This window comes from Solidesulfovibrio alcoholivorans DSM 5433, assembly GCF_000702665.1.
Classification (GTDB): Bacteria; Desulfobacterota; Desulfovibrionia; order Desulfovibrionales; family Desulfovibrionaceae; genus Solidesulfovibrio; species Solidesulfovibrio alcoholivorans.
The window spans coordinates 39,248-52,728 of sequence record NZ_JNJA01000016.1 but is presented as its reverse complement, the minus strand read 5'-3'; the positions used below and the strand labels follow the sequence as shown (position 1 = coordinate 52,728).

Genomic DNA, 13,481 nt, shown 5'->3' with positions numbered 1-13,481 from the left:
ATGGCCAGCCTGCCTGAAATCTGCATCCGCCGGCCCGTGGGCACCACGCTGCTCACGCTGGCCCTGGTGCTGGCCGGGGCCATCGCGTTTCGGCTGCTGCCCGCGGCAGCCCTGCCGCAGGTGGATTTCCCTACCATCTCCGTGCAGGCGCAACTGCCCGGGGCCGAGCCGCAGACCATGGCCACCTCCGTGGCCGCGCCCCTGGAGCGCCAGTTCGCCCGCATCGCGGGCGTGACCGAGATGACCTCCCAGAGCAACCGGGGCTCGACGCGCATCAACCTGCAATTCGACCTCGACCGCGACATCAACGGCGCGGCCCGCGACGTGCAGTCGGCGATAAACGCCGCCCGGGGCTACCTGCCCTCGACCCTGCGCCAGAACCCGACCTACCGGAAGATGAACCCGGCGGATGCGCCCGTCATGGTCCTGGCGCTCACGTCCGATACCGTGTCCCGGGCCACGATGTACGACGTGGCCTCGACCGTGCTCCAGCAAAAGCTCTCCCAGGTGCCCGGGGTGGGGCAGGTGTTCGTGGGCGGCGGCGCGCTGCCCGCGGTGCGCGTCAATGCCGATCCCGCCGCCCTGGCCGCCAAGGGCCTGAGCCTCGAAGACGTCAAGGACATGCTGACCAAGACCACGGTCCTGCAACCCAAGGGGCGGCTGGAGTCCGGGGATCGCTCCTACGAGGTCGAGACCAACGACCAGTTGCACGAGGCCTGGGAATACCAGCCGCTGCTGCTTGCCTACAAAAACGGCGCGCCGGTGCGCCTGACCGACGTGGCCACCGTGACGCCTTCCGTGGAGGACACGCGCACGGCGGGCCTGGTCAATGGCAAACCCTCGGTCATGATCATCGTCTTCCGCCAGCCCGGGGCCAACATCATCGAGACCGTGGACAACGTGAAGGCGCTCATTCCGCAGCTCGAGGCCTCGCTGCCGGCCGGCGTGGGCGTTTCCGTCGAGATGGACCGCAGCCCGCCCATCCGGGCGTCGCTGGCCGACGTGGAACGCACGCTCGTGCTCTCGTGCGTGCTCGTCATCCTCGTGGTGTTCCTGTTCCTTGGCAGCCTGCGCGCCACGATCATCCCGGGCGTGGCCACGGTGGCCTCCCTGGTCGGGACGTTCGCGGTCATGTACCTGCTCGACTATTCCCTGGACAACCTGTCGCTCATGGCGCTGACCATCGCCACGGGCTTCGTGGTGGACGACGCCATCGTGGTGCTCGAAAACGTGGCCCGCCATATGGAGCAGGGCATGGAGCCCTATGAGGCCTCGGTCGTCGGCTCGCGCGAGGTTGCCTTCACCGTGGTTTCCATGAGCGTGTCGCTGGTCGCGGTCTTCATCCCCATCCTTTTCATGGGCGGCATGGTGGGGCGGCTTTTCCGCGAATTCGCCATGGTGCTGTCCATCGCCATCATGATTTCCCTGCTGCTGTCCCTGACGGCGACGCCCATGCTGTGCGCCGTGCTGCTGCGCAAAGGCGTCGGCCGCGCCCGCGAGGCCCGGCCGGGCTTCGGGGCCAGGGTCTACGCGGCCGTGCTCTCGGGCTATGCGCGCAGCCTGCGCGTGGCGCTGGGGCATCCGCGCCTGATGCTCGCCGCGACCCTCGGCGCGCTGGCCGGCGCGATCTGGCTCTACATCGCCATTCCCAAGGGCTTTTTCCCGGAACAGGACAACGGCCGGGTCATGGGATTTATCCAGGCCGCGCCGGACATCTCCTTCCAGGCCATGGAGCAGAAGCTCGCGGCCATCGTGAAGGTCATCGGGGCCGACCCGGATGTGGTTTCGGTCACGGGATTCACCGGCGGCGGGGGCGGGCCTGGCGGCGGCGGCACCAACTCCGCCCAGATGTTCATCACGTTAAAGTCCGCCAAGGAGCGCCCGCCCATGACCGTGACCCTGGGGCGGCTGCGCAAGGCGCTCGCGGCCGTGCCCGGCGCGCCGGCCTTTCTCATGCCGGCCCAGGAACTGCGCCTGGGCGGCCGGCCGGGCAAGGCGCTCTACCAGTACACGCTGCTTTCGGACAATTACGCCGATCTCGTGGAGGCCTCGCCCAAGGTGGAGGCGGCGCTGCGCCGCCTGCCCCTGCTCACCGACGTCAGCGCCGACCAGCAGGACAAGGGGCTCATGACCTCTGTCGACATCGACCGCGACACGGCCTCGCGCCTGGGCGTGAGCACCAAGGCCGTGGACGCCGCCCTCTACAACGCCTTCGGCCAGAGCCTCGTCGGCGTCTCCTACAGTGACCAGAACCAGTACCACGTCGTGCTCGAGGCCACGCCGCGCTCGTTGCAGGGTCCCGAGGGCCTGCGCGACATCCACGTGCCGGGCACGGGCGGCAAGCAGATCCCCCTGTCCGCCGTGGCCACCATCCGCCGCAGCGAAGCGGCCCTTTCCGTCAACCACCAGGGGCAGTTTCCGGCCGCGACGATCTCGTTTAACCTGACGCCCGGCGCATCCCTGTCCCAGGCCGCCTCCGCCATCGACGCGGCCGTGTCGGCCCTTGGCCTGCCGGCATCCGTGCGCGGCACCTTCGCCGGCACGGCGCAGGCCTTCGAGAGCACCACGCGCAGCCAGCCGCTGCTGCTCCTCGCCGCCCTGGTCGCGGTCTACATCGTGCTCGGCATCCTCTACGAGAGCACCATCCATCCGCTGACCATCCTCTCGACCCTGCCTTCCGCCGGCCTCGGGGCGGTTGCGGCGCTGATGGCCGTGCACCTGGACCTGACGATCATTGCCATCATCGGCATCATTTTGCTGATCGGCATAGTCAAGAAAAACGGCATCATGATGGTCGATTTCGCCCTGACCGCCGAGCGCGTGCAAGGACTGCCCCCGCGCGAGGCCATCTACGAGGCCTGCCTCAAGCGTTTCCGGCCGATCATGATGACCACGCTCGCCGCGTTTCTCGGGGCATTGCCGCTGGCGCTCGGGCACGGCGAAGGCGGCGAGCTGCGCCGGCCGCTCGGCATCGCCATCTGCGGCGGGCTGCTCGTGAGCCAGGCCATGACGCTCTACACCACACCCGTGATCTACCTCTACCTCGACCGGGTGCGCCTGCGCCTGGCGCGCCGCCGGGCGCGCCGTGCCGCCCGTGCGGCCCGCGCCGTGGCGCACTGATCTCCTGGCAAAGCAAAAGCCCCGACAGCTGGTTGGCCGTCGGGGCGGGGAAGCCGCGTCCCGTCAGGGCGTCGTTGTCGCGGGCGGTGCCTGCGCGGCGAGGCGCACGAAGGTCAGTTCGTGCTTGTTGTGGCTTAAGTGCAGCAGCCGGCTGCCGGGGATGTCCCGGAATTTCCCCAGCAGCCGGAAGTCCGTTTCGCCCTGCAGTTTGACCGTCAGCACGTAGTTGCGGCACTCCCCGAGCGCCAGCCAGCGCGAAAGCCACTCGTAGAGCCGGTCGGGATAGCAGATCACGTCGGAAAAAAGCCAGTCCGCGGCCCCGACATGGCGCGGGTCCAGGCCGAAGGCGCTGCCCTGGCACCAGGACACCAGGGGATGCCCGGCGACATTCGGGGCGAGCGGGGCCTTGTCGATGCAAAAGACCCGCGCCCCGAGTCCGGCCAGGACAAAGGCCCAGCCGCCGGGGCTGCCGCCCATGTCCAGGCACAGCTCCCCGGGCCTGGGCGCTTGCCCCAGCCGCGTGAAGAGCTCCCACAGCTTGAGGTAGGCCCGGCTCGGCGGGCCTTCCTTGTCTTCCGCGAAGCGGTAGCTGCCGTCCGGCACGGGTTCGGACGTCGTCGGCGAGGCGAGCAGCAGGTTCTCGTCCCAGAGCGTGAAGGCCCCAAGCGGCGACGTGGGCAGGGGCTGGCCGAAGGGCAGCGGCTTGGCCGACACCCTGGGCAGCTTTTCCGCGACGAGCGCCGCCCGGCGGAAATGCCCCGTGGGCACGAGGGACCAGTTGCGCTGGATGGCGGTGAGCGCCTTGGCGGCCTGGCCGATGGACGTCGCCTGGATGAACTCCGGCGCGGTCCAGACATTGGCCGCGAAGGCGGCCTGGCGCGGCGGCCCGTCGGCGACGACCAGCGGATCGCGCACGGCCGTGACGGCGTCGCCGAGTTCGGCGGTGAGTTCGGCCACAAGGCCGGGAGCGGCATGGTAAACGGTAAAGGGCATGGCTCTTCCGGTCGGCAAAGGTTCGGGAAAACGGACGGGAGAACCGCCTAGGCGGCCGTGCCCCGCGCGGGCAGGAATTCCAGGCCGAGCAGGCTCACGTCGTCGCGTGGGTGGGCGTCGCCGAGAAAGGCCGCGGCGTCCTGGCGCAGCCCGGCCAGGATGTCGGCCACGGGATTGCGCGCCAGCCGGTCGACGGTTTCGAGGATGCGCTCCTCGCCGAAAAACGCGCCGTCCGCCGCCTGCGTGTCGGCCAGGCCGTCGCTCGTGACGAGGAGCTTGTCCCCGGGCTCCATGACCATCATGCCGGCGCAGAAGGGCTGGAATCCCGACAGGCCGATGATGGTGCCGCGACAGGGCAGGGGGGTGACGCTCCCTTTGGCCAGGTGCAGCGGCGGCGGGTGGCCGGCGTTGCAGTAGCGCGCCTTGCCCGTGCGCGTATCCAGGGTCATGTAGAACATGGTGAAGAACTTCGAGAATTTCTCAAAAGGAAATTCCTCGTCCAGGCGGGCGAGAACGGTGTGGGGCGCGACCACGTCGATGGACCCGGCAGAACGGTCGATCAGCGTCGCGCGCTGGTAGTGCATGAAGTTGTAGACCGAAAGCGCGACCAGGGAAGAGGCCACGCCGTGGCCGGATACGTCGAGCATATAGAGTCCCACGTGGTGCGGCCCGAGCGGAAAGACATTGAAGATGTCGCCGCCGATGGACTCGCAGGGCATGAATTCCCAGGCGAAGCGCAGCCGTTCGGACATGGACAGGCGCTTGGGCAGGAGGCTGCGCTGGATTTCGGCCGCCGCCTCCAGGTCTTTCATGTGGCGGCTCTGCTTCCTGAGCAGGTCTTCCTTTTGCTTGGCGAAAAGGGTGATGTCCTCGATGTTGCAGATGAGTTCCCCGCCGGGCATGCAGGAAAAATGGATCTGGCAGACGCGGCGCAAGCCGTTTCTGTCGGCGAAGGGGTAGATCCGCCGCCAGACGTGACCCGGTGCCGGGCGCGAGGCCACGATGTCGGCGATATCCGCGCGGTCGGCCGCTTCGGGAAATGTCGTGTCCAGCCAGCGGTCCACGGTGGAGTAGGCGGAAAGCGGCAGGCCGAAGACGCGTTCCATGCCGGGCGAGACAAAGGCGAACCGGCCGTCCGGGTTCACCATGGCGATGCCGTCGTGGGAGTATTCCAGGATGGCGGCGATGCGGTCCTTCTCCTCCCGGATCTCCCTCTCGCGGGCTTTGCGGGCGTCGATGGCCTGCTTGAGGCGCAGGGCCGAGGCGATGCGGGCCATGAACTCCGCGCGCCTGGGTGGCTTCTGGATATAGTCCATGGCACCGGCGGCAAAGGCCTCGGAGAGGTTCTCCTCGTCGTCGCTGACGGTGATCATGATGACCGGGATGTCCGCCAGGCGGGGGTCGGCCTTGAGCCGGCGCGTGCCTGCGAGCCCGCCGAGGCCGGGCATGATGCAGTCCATGAGCGCGAGGTCGGGCAGGGGCGCGCCGGGCTGCCCCAGGGTGTCGAGAAACGCCTCGGCCGAGGCGAAGGCCGCGACGTCGGCGTAGCCCGCGGCGTGGAGCAGGCTTTCCAGGTACGTGCGGAAACTGTCGGAATCGTCGATGACGGCAATGCGCATGGCGCGGATCAGGTGGCCGGCTGCGCGGCGTCGGGCTGTGCCAGGGCAAGGTAGTCCGTCAGGCGCAGCGTCTCGAAGAGTTTGCGGATGGGCGGGGCGGGATTGCGCACGCAAAACTGCTTGCCCCGTTCCTGGCACAGGCGGCGCAGGCCGATCAGGAGCCCCACGCCCGAACTGTCCATGAACGTGACGCCCGTCAGGTCGAGGATGACGGCCGGGCCGGCGTATTCCTCCACGAGCCGGATGACTTCGCTTTTGCGTTCGAGCACCATGTCCATGACGATCTCGCCGGTAAGGGCGATGGTCATTTCCCGATCCGTGGCCGTAAGCGAAAGCCGTTGCATGGGTGTCTCCCCTCGCCAGGGCCGTGACCTGACATTTCGCCGTCGCCGGTCGCCCCGGAGGCAGGCTGGCGGCAGGGTCCTGCGCGTCGCGTACTGCGGATGGCGCGCAGGTTGGAACCTATGGCAATCATCAGGCCAAGGCAAGGCCCCCCGGGCGGTCAATCCGCACGGTCCGCCTCCCCTTGCGCGCACTGCGCCGCGGCCAGGCGGCCGACCTCGGCCACGGCTTCGTCCACGGCCGGGGTCCAGGCGTTGCCGAAGCTGATGCGCACGAAACCGTTGAACTGGTCGCAACTGGAAAAGATGTTGCCCGGCGCGAGGCCGATGCCCTTGGCCTTGGCCTCGTAGAACAGGCGGATGGAATCCACGGGCGGCGGCAACTGCGCCCAGAGCACCGTGCCGCCGCTCGGGTGGCTGACGCGCGTGCCCGCGGGAAAGTGCGCGAGGATGCGCTGTTCCATCATCCGGCTTTGCCGCTCGAGCACGGCGCGCACCTTGCGGATGTGGCGCTCGAAACTGCCCTGGGCGAGGTATTCGGCCACGGCCATCTGCGTCGGCGTGGCGCAGCAGACGTTGGTCGTGGCCTTGATCTCGAAGGCCTTGGCCGCATGGCGCCCGGGGAGCAGGTAGCCCACGCGGAATCCCGGGGCCAGGGTCTTGGAGAACGAGGAGCAGTGCAGCACGTGGCCGCCCGTGTCGTAGGAGGCGATGCAACGCGGCCGGCCGCCCTCGAAAGCGAGGTCGCCGTAGACGTCGTCCTCGATCAGCGGGACGTTTCGCGCGGCGAGCATGGCCGCCATTTCGGCCTTGGCCGTGTCGGGAATGCGCGCGCCGTCGGGGTTGTTGAAGTTGGGGGTGAGGATGACCGCGGCGATGCTATAGCGGTCGAGGGCCGCGGCGAGGTCTTCCGGGCGTACGCCGTCGCCGGGATGGGAGGGCAGTTCCACGGCGCGCAGGCCGAAATTCTCGAGCAGTTGCAGGAAACAGTAGTAGGACGGCGCGGCGATGGCCACGTTGTCGCCGGGCCGCGTGACGCTGCGCAGCGCGATGTAAAGCGCCTCCATGGCCCCGGCCGTGACCATCACGTCCTCGGGTCCGGCCTCGATGCCGGCCTCGCCCAGCCTCCAGGCGATCTGGCGGCGCAGGGCCAGATTGCCGCGCACGCTTTCGTAGCTGACGACCTCCTGCGCGCTTCCGGCGGCGGCCTTGGCCAGCAGGCGGGAAAGCTGCTTGGTCGGCAGGAAGGCCTCGTCGGTGAGCGCGACGCCAAGCGGCACGATGTCGCGCCGGCCCATGCCGTCGAGGACCTCGCGTATCAGCGCCCCCCGGTTGACGGTCGTGGGCGGTTTGGCCGGCTGGCCCTGCGGGCGGGGCGCGGGCGTGCGCGCCCCCGGGCTCTCGCGCACGAAAAAGCCCGACTTGGGCCTGGCTTCCACCACGCCCCGGCGCTCGAGCTCCATGTAGGCCTGATTGACCGTGGACACGCTGACGCCAAGGCGCGCGCCAAGGGCTCGCAGCGACGGGATGCGCTCACCCGGGCGCAGGCTTCCGGCCTCGATCAGCGCCAGGACGTGCTTTTCCACGGTCACGTAGCGGAAAACGCCCTGGTCGGATTCGGGCAGGGTCATGGCCGGGCCTCCGGGAAATCTGTTATGCTCATTTTTTTTGTGAACTGTGACTGTCATGGTAACAGGGAATCTGGTCCAAGGGAAGCGCGCCGCGGGACGGACCCGGGGCCGAACCCGAGGAGGATGCCATGTTCACGGATCGCATCAAGGAAGACAGGGCGTTTGCGGCGGCAAAACCCGGATTGCTGGACGCCTGGCTGTCCGGCTGGCGCGACAGCCGCTTCGCGCGCATCGTGGCCGAGGCCGGGCAGCGGCTTCTCTCCCCCGGCAAGAGCCTGACCGTGCGCCTGTCCCAGGGGAAATACCTGAGCCTTTCCGGCACGCGCTATTGCCGGGTGGAGTGCCGGCGCGGCGCGGTCTGGGTGACGGCCACGGGCGACGGCCGGGACCGCGTGCTCACCCCGGGACAGCGCGTGACGCTCACGCACGGGGGCAAGGTGATCATCTCTGGCCGGGGCGAATCGTCCGAGGCCGCCGTGCGCTGGGATTAGCCGTCGGGCGCAGCTTCACCGGCATAAAGACACTGCCCGACCTATCCCCGTCCCGCATGGGGAAGGCCGTGGCCCGCTTGCATTTCCGTCCGTCTTGCATCCCGTTTTTTTCAAGGCCGCGAGGCCAGGCCTGCGAGTGCCGCGGAGCCGGGGAGCCCCTGTTCGGGAGTCCCCGGTTTCGTCGCGCGCGCTGTTTTCTTGGTGGTATTTTGGTTCGAATAAAAAGCAACGTGATTATCTTGTAAACATTATGGGTGGATTGTAACCGAATACTTCAAGAAATGCGGCAGGGCTCTTGCGCCGGCAGACGGCAGGATGCCGGCGCTGTTTGCGACATTGCCGCCATGCCCTGCCGGAACGTCCTCTGCGCCGGAGGCCTGCGCCTGCCCGGCGATCCTCAACATCCAGACAAGGGGCGTACTGTGGCGTTTTCGCAGCCCGCAACGGATCGCTACCTGACCCTTTCCCTCGGCAGCGCCGTGTTCGCCGTATCCGTCCATCGCGTCCGCGAGATCCTCGACGACCTGGACATCACCGCGATTCCCCATGCCTCCGCCGCCATGCGCGGCATCGTCGACGTCCGGGGTGAGGCCGTGACGGCCTGGGATCTGGGCGTGGTGCTCGGTCTCGATGCCGTGGCGCATACCCGCAACACCCGCATCGTCATCGTGGAACTGCGCCGGGGCGACGGCCTCGTCCTGGCCGGGCTCCTGGCCGATGCCGTGCGCGAGGTGCTGGAAATCGAGGGAGGCAACGTGCAGCCTCCGCCCCGGGATTGCGGCGGCATGCTGCGCGGCGTGGCCCGGGACGGCGCGCGGTTCGTGTTCCTGCTCGACATGGACGAGATCGTGCGCAGCAAGGATTGTTGTGCGCTGGCCGATGCGGCCGGGGACGCTCCCGAAGCCGGGGAAGCGCGGTCGTAACGCGACGCGGGGCGGCTGCCCGCCGAAGAACCAAGGGAGTGCGACATGTTCAGTAATCGAGGCATCGCCTTCAAGCTCGGAGCCGGTTTCGGGCTTTGCATCCTGTTCACCCTGATCGTTTCCGGCGTCTACCGGATCGGCCTTGGCGGCATCATGGACCGGACGGCACTCGAGGACAAAGCCCAGGATTTGGCCGACGGCCTGGCCGCCGCAAGGCTCGACATGAACCGCTACGCCCAGGGCAACGCCCAGAAGGATCTGGACGCCGTACGCGGCCGGCTTAAGGAGCTTGCCGGGAAAGGCAAGGCGTTGCGGGAGATGTTGCACGATTCCGGGCAACTGGTCTTGCTCGACAAGCTCTTGTCCGCACTGGACGGCTATGCAAAGAAGGTCGAGGAATTCCATGAGGCCGTCGTCGCCCGGCAAAACGCGGTCAAAACCTTTGCCGCAAGCGGCGAGTCGGTGCAGGAGCGGTTGATGCGCCTGCGCGCCGACGCCGAACGCGCCTTCGAAGCGGCCCTTGGCGGCAACGATGCCTCCTTGACGCAGCGCACGGCCAAAAGCGGCTTCGCCGCAGGCGCGCTCGTGGACGTCTTCCTGACCGTGCGCCAGCAGATGACCATGTTTGCCTGGACCGGGCAAAAGGAAGGGGTGGAAAGGGCCCTGGCGGGTCTCGAGAATTTTCAGAAGCACCAGGCCGACCTGCGCGAGATCCTGACCCGGCAGGAAAACCGGGCCTTGCTTGACGAGGTCGCACAAAAGGCCGGTGCCTACCGCCAGACCGTCGACGAGTTCGTGCGCGCCTGCGACGTCCTGGTCGCGGCGACAGCGGCCATGGGCGACAGCGGCAGGCGCGTCAACGAGCTGACCGACGAGATCATCGCTTCCCTGACCGCCGCCCGGGAGCAGGCGGCGCGTTCGGTCAACCTGACTTCCCTGTGCGTGTCGGCCACGGCCCTCTTGGTGGGGCTTTTCTGCGCCGTGGGCATCACCCGGGGCATCCGGGGCGGCGTGGCGCGGGCCATCGGCGTGGCCGAGGCCGTGGCCGCGGGCGACGTGTCGCACGACGTGGCCGTGGACCGCAGCGACGAGATCGGCAAGCTGCTCGCCGCCATGGGACAGATGATCACGGCCGAGCGCACGGCCGCGGACGCGGCCGCCAGGCTGGCCCAGGGGGACCTGACGGTCAGCATCGCGCCGCGTTCGGACAAGGACGCGCTGCTTTTGTCCATGACCGCCATGGTGGACAAGCTGCGCGAAGTGGTGGGCGAGGTCCAGTCGGGGGCCGAGACCGTGGCCTCGGGCAGCGAGGAAATGAGCGCCTCCTCGGAATCGCTTTCCCAGGGCGCATCGGCGCAAGCCTCGGCCGTGGAGGAGTCCTCCTCGGCCATGGAGGAGATGGTGTCGAGCATCAACCAGAACGCGGACAACGCCCGCCAGACCGAGGCCATGGCGGTCAAGGCCGCGGCCGACGCCCGCGAATCCGGCTCGGCCGTCACCCAGACCGTGGCCGCCATGCTGGAGATCGCCGGCAAGATTTCCATCGTCGAGGAGATCGCCCGCCAGACCGACCTGCTGGCCCTCAATGCCGCCGTGGAGGCGGCCCGGGCCGGCGAGCACGGCCGGGGATTCGCCGTAGTCGCGTCGGAGGTGCGCAAGCTCGCCGAGCGAAGCCAGGCCGCGGCTTCGGAGATCACCGGTATTTCGCGCAACAGCACGCAGGTGGCCCAGCGCGCCGGGGAGCTTCTGTCCAAGCTCGTGCCGGACATCCAGCGCACCGCCGACCTCATCCAGGAAATCAGCGCCTCGAGCCAGGAGCAGAGCCAGGGCGCGAACCAGGTCAACAGCGCCCTGCAACAGCTCGACCTCGTCATCCAGCAAAACGCCTCGGCCTCCGAGGAGCTGGCATCGACGGCCGAGGAGCTCTCGGCCCAGGCGGAACAGTTGCAGGCCAGCGTGAGCTTTTTCCAGATGCCCGGCGTGCGGCTCGACGCGGCACCACCCCGCAAACCCGCGACATCCTCCAGGCCCGCCTTTTCCCGCAAGACCGCGTCCCGTTCCGCCCTGCCGGGAAGCGGCGGCACCGGCGCGGCGGGACGGAAAGTGCCCGAGACGGACGGCCGGGACGCATTCGAACGTTTTTGAGGCGACGTTTGCGCGGCGGCCCGCAACGTCGGGCCGCCGCGGCGTTTTGACGCGTTCGTCGCCGGGGCGTGTTGCCCGGGGCCGGGGAAGCTGTTAACGCTAGCCAGCCAAGGAGACGCCCATGATGGAAGCCGCCTGCGTAACCGCTGCCGTGGACACGACCATACCGGTGCTCGGACCGGCCAAGATTCCCTCGCCGCTGCCGTACTGCCGCTTCGACGACGAGGCCAAGGCCCGCCTGGAGCTCGACGCCGGGGAGTTCGGCGAGGGCTCGGGGCCGTGCCTCGCCACGTTCGAGACGGCCGGGCCGCGCAGCCGCATCTATTACGACTCCTCCAAGGTCAAGGCGGCCATCGTCACCTGCGGCGGCCTGTGCCCGGGCCTAAACGACGTCATCCGGGCCATCGTCATGGAGGCCCACCACAACTACCACGTGGCCGGCGTGCTCGGCATCCGCTTCGGCCTGCAGGGCTTCATCGAGTCCTACGGCCACGCGCCGGTGGAACTGACCCCGGAGAATGTCTCGGACATCCACCAGTTTGGCGGCACAGTGCTCGGCTCCAGCCGCGGGCCGCAAAAGCCCGAGGACATCGTCGACGCCCTGGAGCGCCTGAATGTCGCCATGCTCTTCGTCATCGGCGGCGACGGCACCATGAAGGCCGCCCGCCGCATCCAGGAAGAGATCGCGCGGCGCGGCTCCAAGATCAGCATCATCGGCGTGCCCAAGACCATCGACAACGACATCAACCTCGTGCCCCAGTCCTTCGGCTTCGACACGGCCGTGGAAAAGGCCACCGAGGCCATCCGCTGCGCCCACACCGAGGCCATCGGCGTGCTCAACGGCGTGGGGCTGGTCAAGGTCATGGGCCGCGAATCCGGGTTCATCGCCGCCCAGGCCACGCTGGCGCTCAAGGAAGTCAATTACGTGCTCGTGCCGGAGTACCCCTTCGTCATGACCGGGGAGCGGGGGCTTCTGCCCTCTCTCGAGCTGCGCCTGCGCGACCGGGGCCATGCCGTGATCGTGGCCGCCGAGGGAGCGGGGCAGAACCTGCTGACGGACACGGGCCTGCGCGACGCCTCGGGCAACCCCGTGCTCGGGGACATCGCCGACTACCTGACCGGCGAGATCGAGGCCTATTTCCGCGCGCGGGAGATGCCCATGACGCTCAAGTTCATCGACCCGAGCTATATCGTGCGCTCGGTGCCGGCCAACGCCAACGACCGGGTTTACTGCGGCTTTCTGGGGCAAAACGCCGTGCACGCGGCCATGGCCGGCAAGACGGGCATGGTGGTGTCGAAACTCGGGTCGCGTTACGTGCACCTGCCGCTCGACCTCGTGACGCTGCGGCGCAAAAAGCTCAACATCGCCTCGGACTACTGGCGCGCGGTCATCGAATCCACGGGCCAGCACAGCGTGACGCCTTTTACCGACGATCCCGGGATCTTCTGCCCGACAGCCTGAGCGGCCGTTTCGAGGCGGCGGAAAGGGGAGAATGCAGGAGCGCAGGCGCGCGCCTGCAACGAGACTGGTCCGAGAGGGAAAGGCGGCACGAGCCGCCTTTCCCTTTTTTACTCCTTGCCCCAGGCGGCCAGGGCGCGCAGGGCGAATTCCAGCAGCTCTTCCGGGGCGCGTTCGGGCAGGCTGGCGTGGGCGCAGGCGAGGTAGAGCGGCTCGCGCTCGGCAAGCGTGGCGGCGATTTCCTCGCGCAGCCCGAGTGCCGTGAGTTTGGGCCGCTGCGCCTCGTTGCAGTCGGCCATGAGCCGCGAGGCCAGCCGCTCGGGGTCGGCCTGGAGATAGAAGACCAGCCCGCGTGCGAGGACTTCCCGGTTTTCCGGCATGAGCACCGCGCCGCCGCCCGTGGCCACCACCTGGCCCGTGCGCTTTCCCGCCTCGGCCACGATGGCTGCTTCGGCCAGGCGGAAGGCGTCCCAGCCTTCTCGGCCGACGAGGTCGGCGATGGTCTCCCCGTGTTTTTCCACGAAAACGGCGTCCAGGTCGATAAACGGCCGACCGAGGCGGGCGGCGAGCATCCGGCCGAGCGTGGTCTTGCCCGAGGCCCGGGGTCCGATGAGGTAGATGTTGCGGTCGTCGGCAGGGGGCATGGCGCTCTCCGGCGTGGGCTGGCGGGCGCGTCGCGCCGCCGCGACCGGGAAATAGCGTCCGGGAGGCTCTTTGTCGAGCGGAGGGTGTAACCGGGCCGGTTTCTCACGCGCCTCA

General features: G+C 68.5%; 10 protein-coding genes. 5 read left to right on the top strand and 5 right to left on the bottom strand.

Annotated features, from left to right (window positions below; all coding sequences use genetic code 11):
* The gene (locus Q368_RS0119245) at positions 1 to 3,120 is read left to right on the top strand and encodes an efflux RND transporter permease subunit (RefSeq protein WP_029460675.1); all 3,120 of its coding nucleotides are present in this window, start codon (positions 1 to 3) and stop codon (positions 3,118 to 3,120) included.
* Between the two features lie 63 nt (positions 3,121 to 3,183).
* Here Q368_RS0119245 and Q368_RS0119240 read toward each other — a convergent pair whose 3' ends face one another.
* The 4 genes from Q368_RS0119240 to Q368_RS0119225 all read right to left on the bottom strand — a co-directional run bounded on the left by Q368_RS0119240 (position 3,184) and on the right by Q368_RS0119225 (position 7,704).
* Positions 3,184 to 4,113: an SAM-dependent methyltransferase gene (locus tag Q368_RS0119240; protein WP_029460674.1), complete on the bottom strand. Its 930-nt coding sequence runs from the start codon at positions 4,111 to 4,113 to the stop codon at positions 3,184 to 3,186.
* A gap of 47 nt (positions 4,114 to 4,160) precedes the next feature.
* Positions 4,161 to 5,732, bottom strand: coding sequence for a SpoIIE family protein phosphatase (locus tag Q368_RS0119235; protein ID WP_029460673.1), 1,572 nt, complete (start codon positions 5,730 to 5,732; stop codon positions 4,161 to 4,163).
* 8 nt (positions 5,733 to 5,740) lie between these two features.
* Positions 5,741 to 6,076: an STAS domain-containing protein gene (locus tag Q368_RS0119230; protein ID WP_029460672.1), complete on the bottom strand. Its 336-nt coding sequence runs from the start codon at positions 6,074 to 6,076 to the stop codon at positions 5,741 to 5,743.
* A gap of 158 nt (positions 6,077 to 6,234) precedes the next feature.
* Positions 6,235 to 7,704 (bottom strand): aminotransferase-like domain-containing protein, encoded by a 1,470-nt coding sequence (locus tag Q368_RS0119225; RefSeq protein ID WP_029460671.1) that lies wholly within the window; start codon positions 7,702 to 7,704, stop codon positions 6,235 to 6,237.
* Between the two features lie 128 nt (positions 7,705 to 7,832).
* Here Q368_RS0119225 and Q368_RS0119220 point away from each other — a divergent pair, with 128 nt between their 5' ends.
* The 4 genes from Q368_RS0119220 to Q368_RS0119205 all read left to right on the top strand — a co-directional run bounded on the left by Q368_RS0119220 (position 7,833) and on the right by Q368_RS0119205 (position 12,725).
* Entirely contained in the window at positions 7,833 to 8,195 is a 363-nt protein-coding gene (locus Q368_RS0119220) for a DUF2917 domain-containing protein (RefSeq protein ID WP_029460670.1), read from the top strand.
* A 422-nt stretch (positions 8,196 to 8,617) separates the two neighbouring features.
* Positions 8,618 to 9,118, top strand: a complete 501-nt coding sequence (locus tag Q368_RS0119215) for a chemotaxis protein CheW (RefSeq protein ID WP_029460669.1) — start codon at positions 8,618 to 8,620, stop codon at positions 9,116 to 9,118.
* A gap of 45 nt (positions 9,119 to 9,163) precedes the next feature.
* On the top strand, positions 9,164 to 11,263 hold the full coding sequence (locus Q368_RS0119210) for a methyl-accepting chemotaxis protein (protein WP_029460668.1): 2,100 nt from the start codon (positions 9,164 to 9,166) through the stop codon (positions 11,261 to 11,263).
* A gap of 124 nt (positions 11,264 to 11,387) precedes the next feature.
* Complete coding sequence (locus Q368_RS0119205; protein ID WP_029460667.1) at positions 11,388 to 12,725, top strand: ATP-dependent 6-phosphofructokinase; 1,338 nt, start codon at positions 11,388 to 11,390, stop codon at positions 12,723 to 12,725.
* 107 nt (positions 12,726 to 12,832) lie between these two features.
* On the opposite strand, the gene Q368_RS0119200 is transcribed toward Q368_RS0119205, so the two are convergent.
* Positions 12,833 to 13,366 carry a shikimate kinase gene (locus tag Q368_RS0119200; protein WP_029460666.1) on the bottom strand — a complete coding sequence of 178 codons (534 nt, stop codon included), beginning with the start codon at positions 13,364 to 13,366 and terminating at the stop codon, positions 12,833 to 12,835.
* Positions 13,367 to 13,481 lie beyond the last annotated feature (115 nt).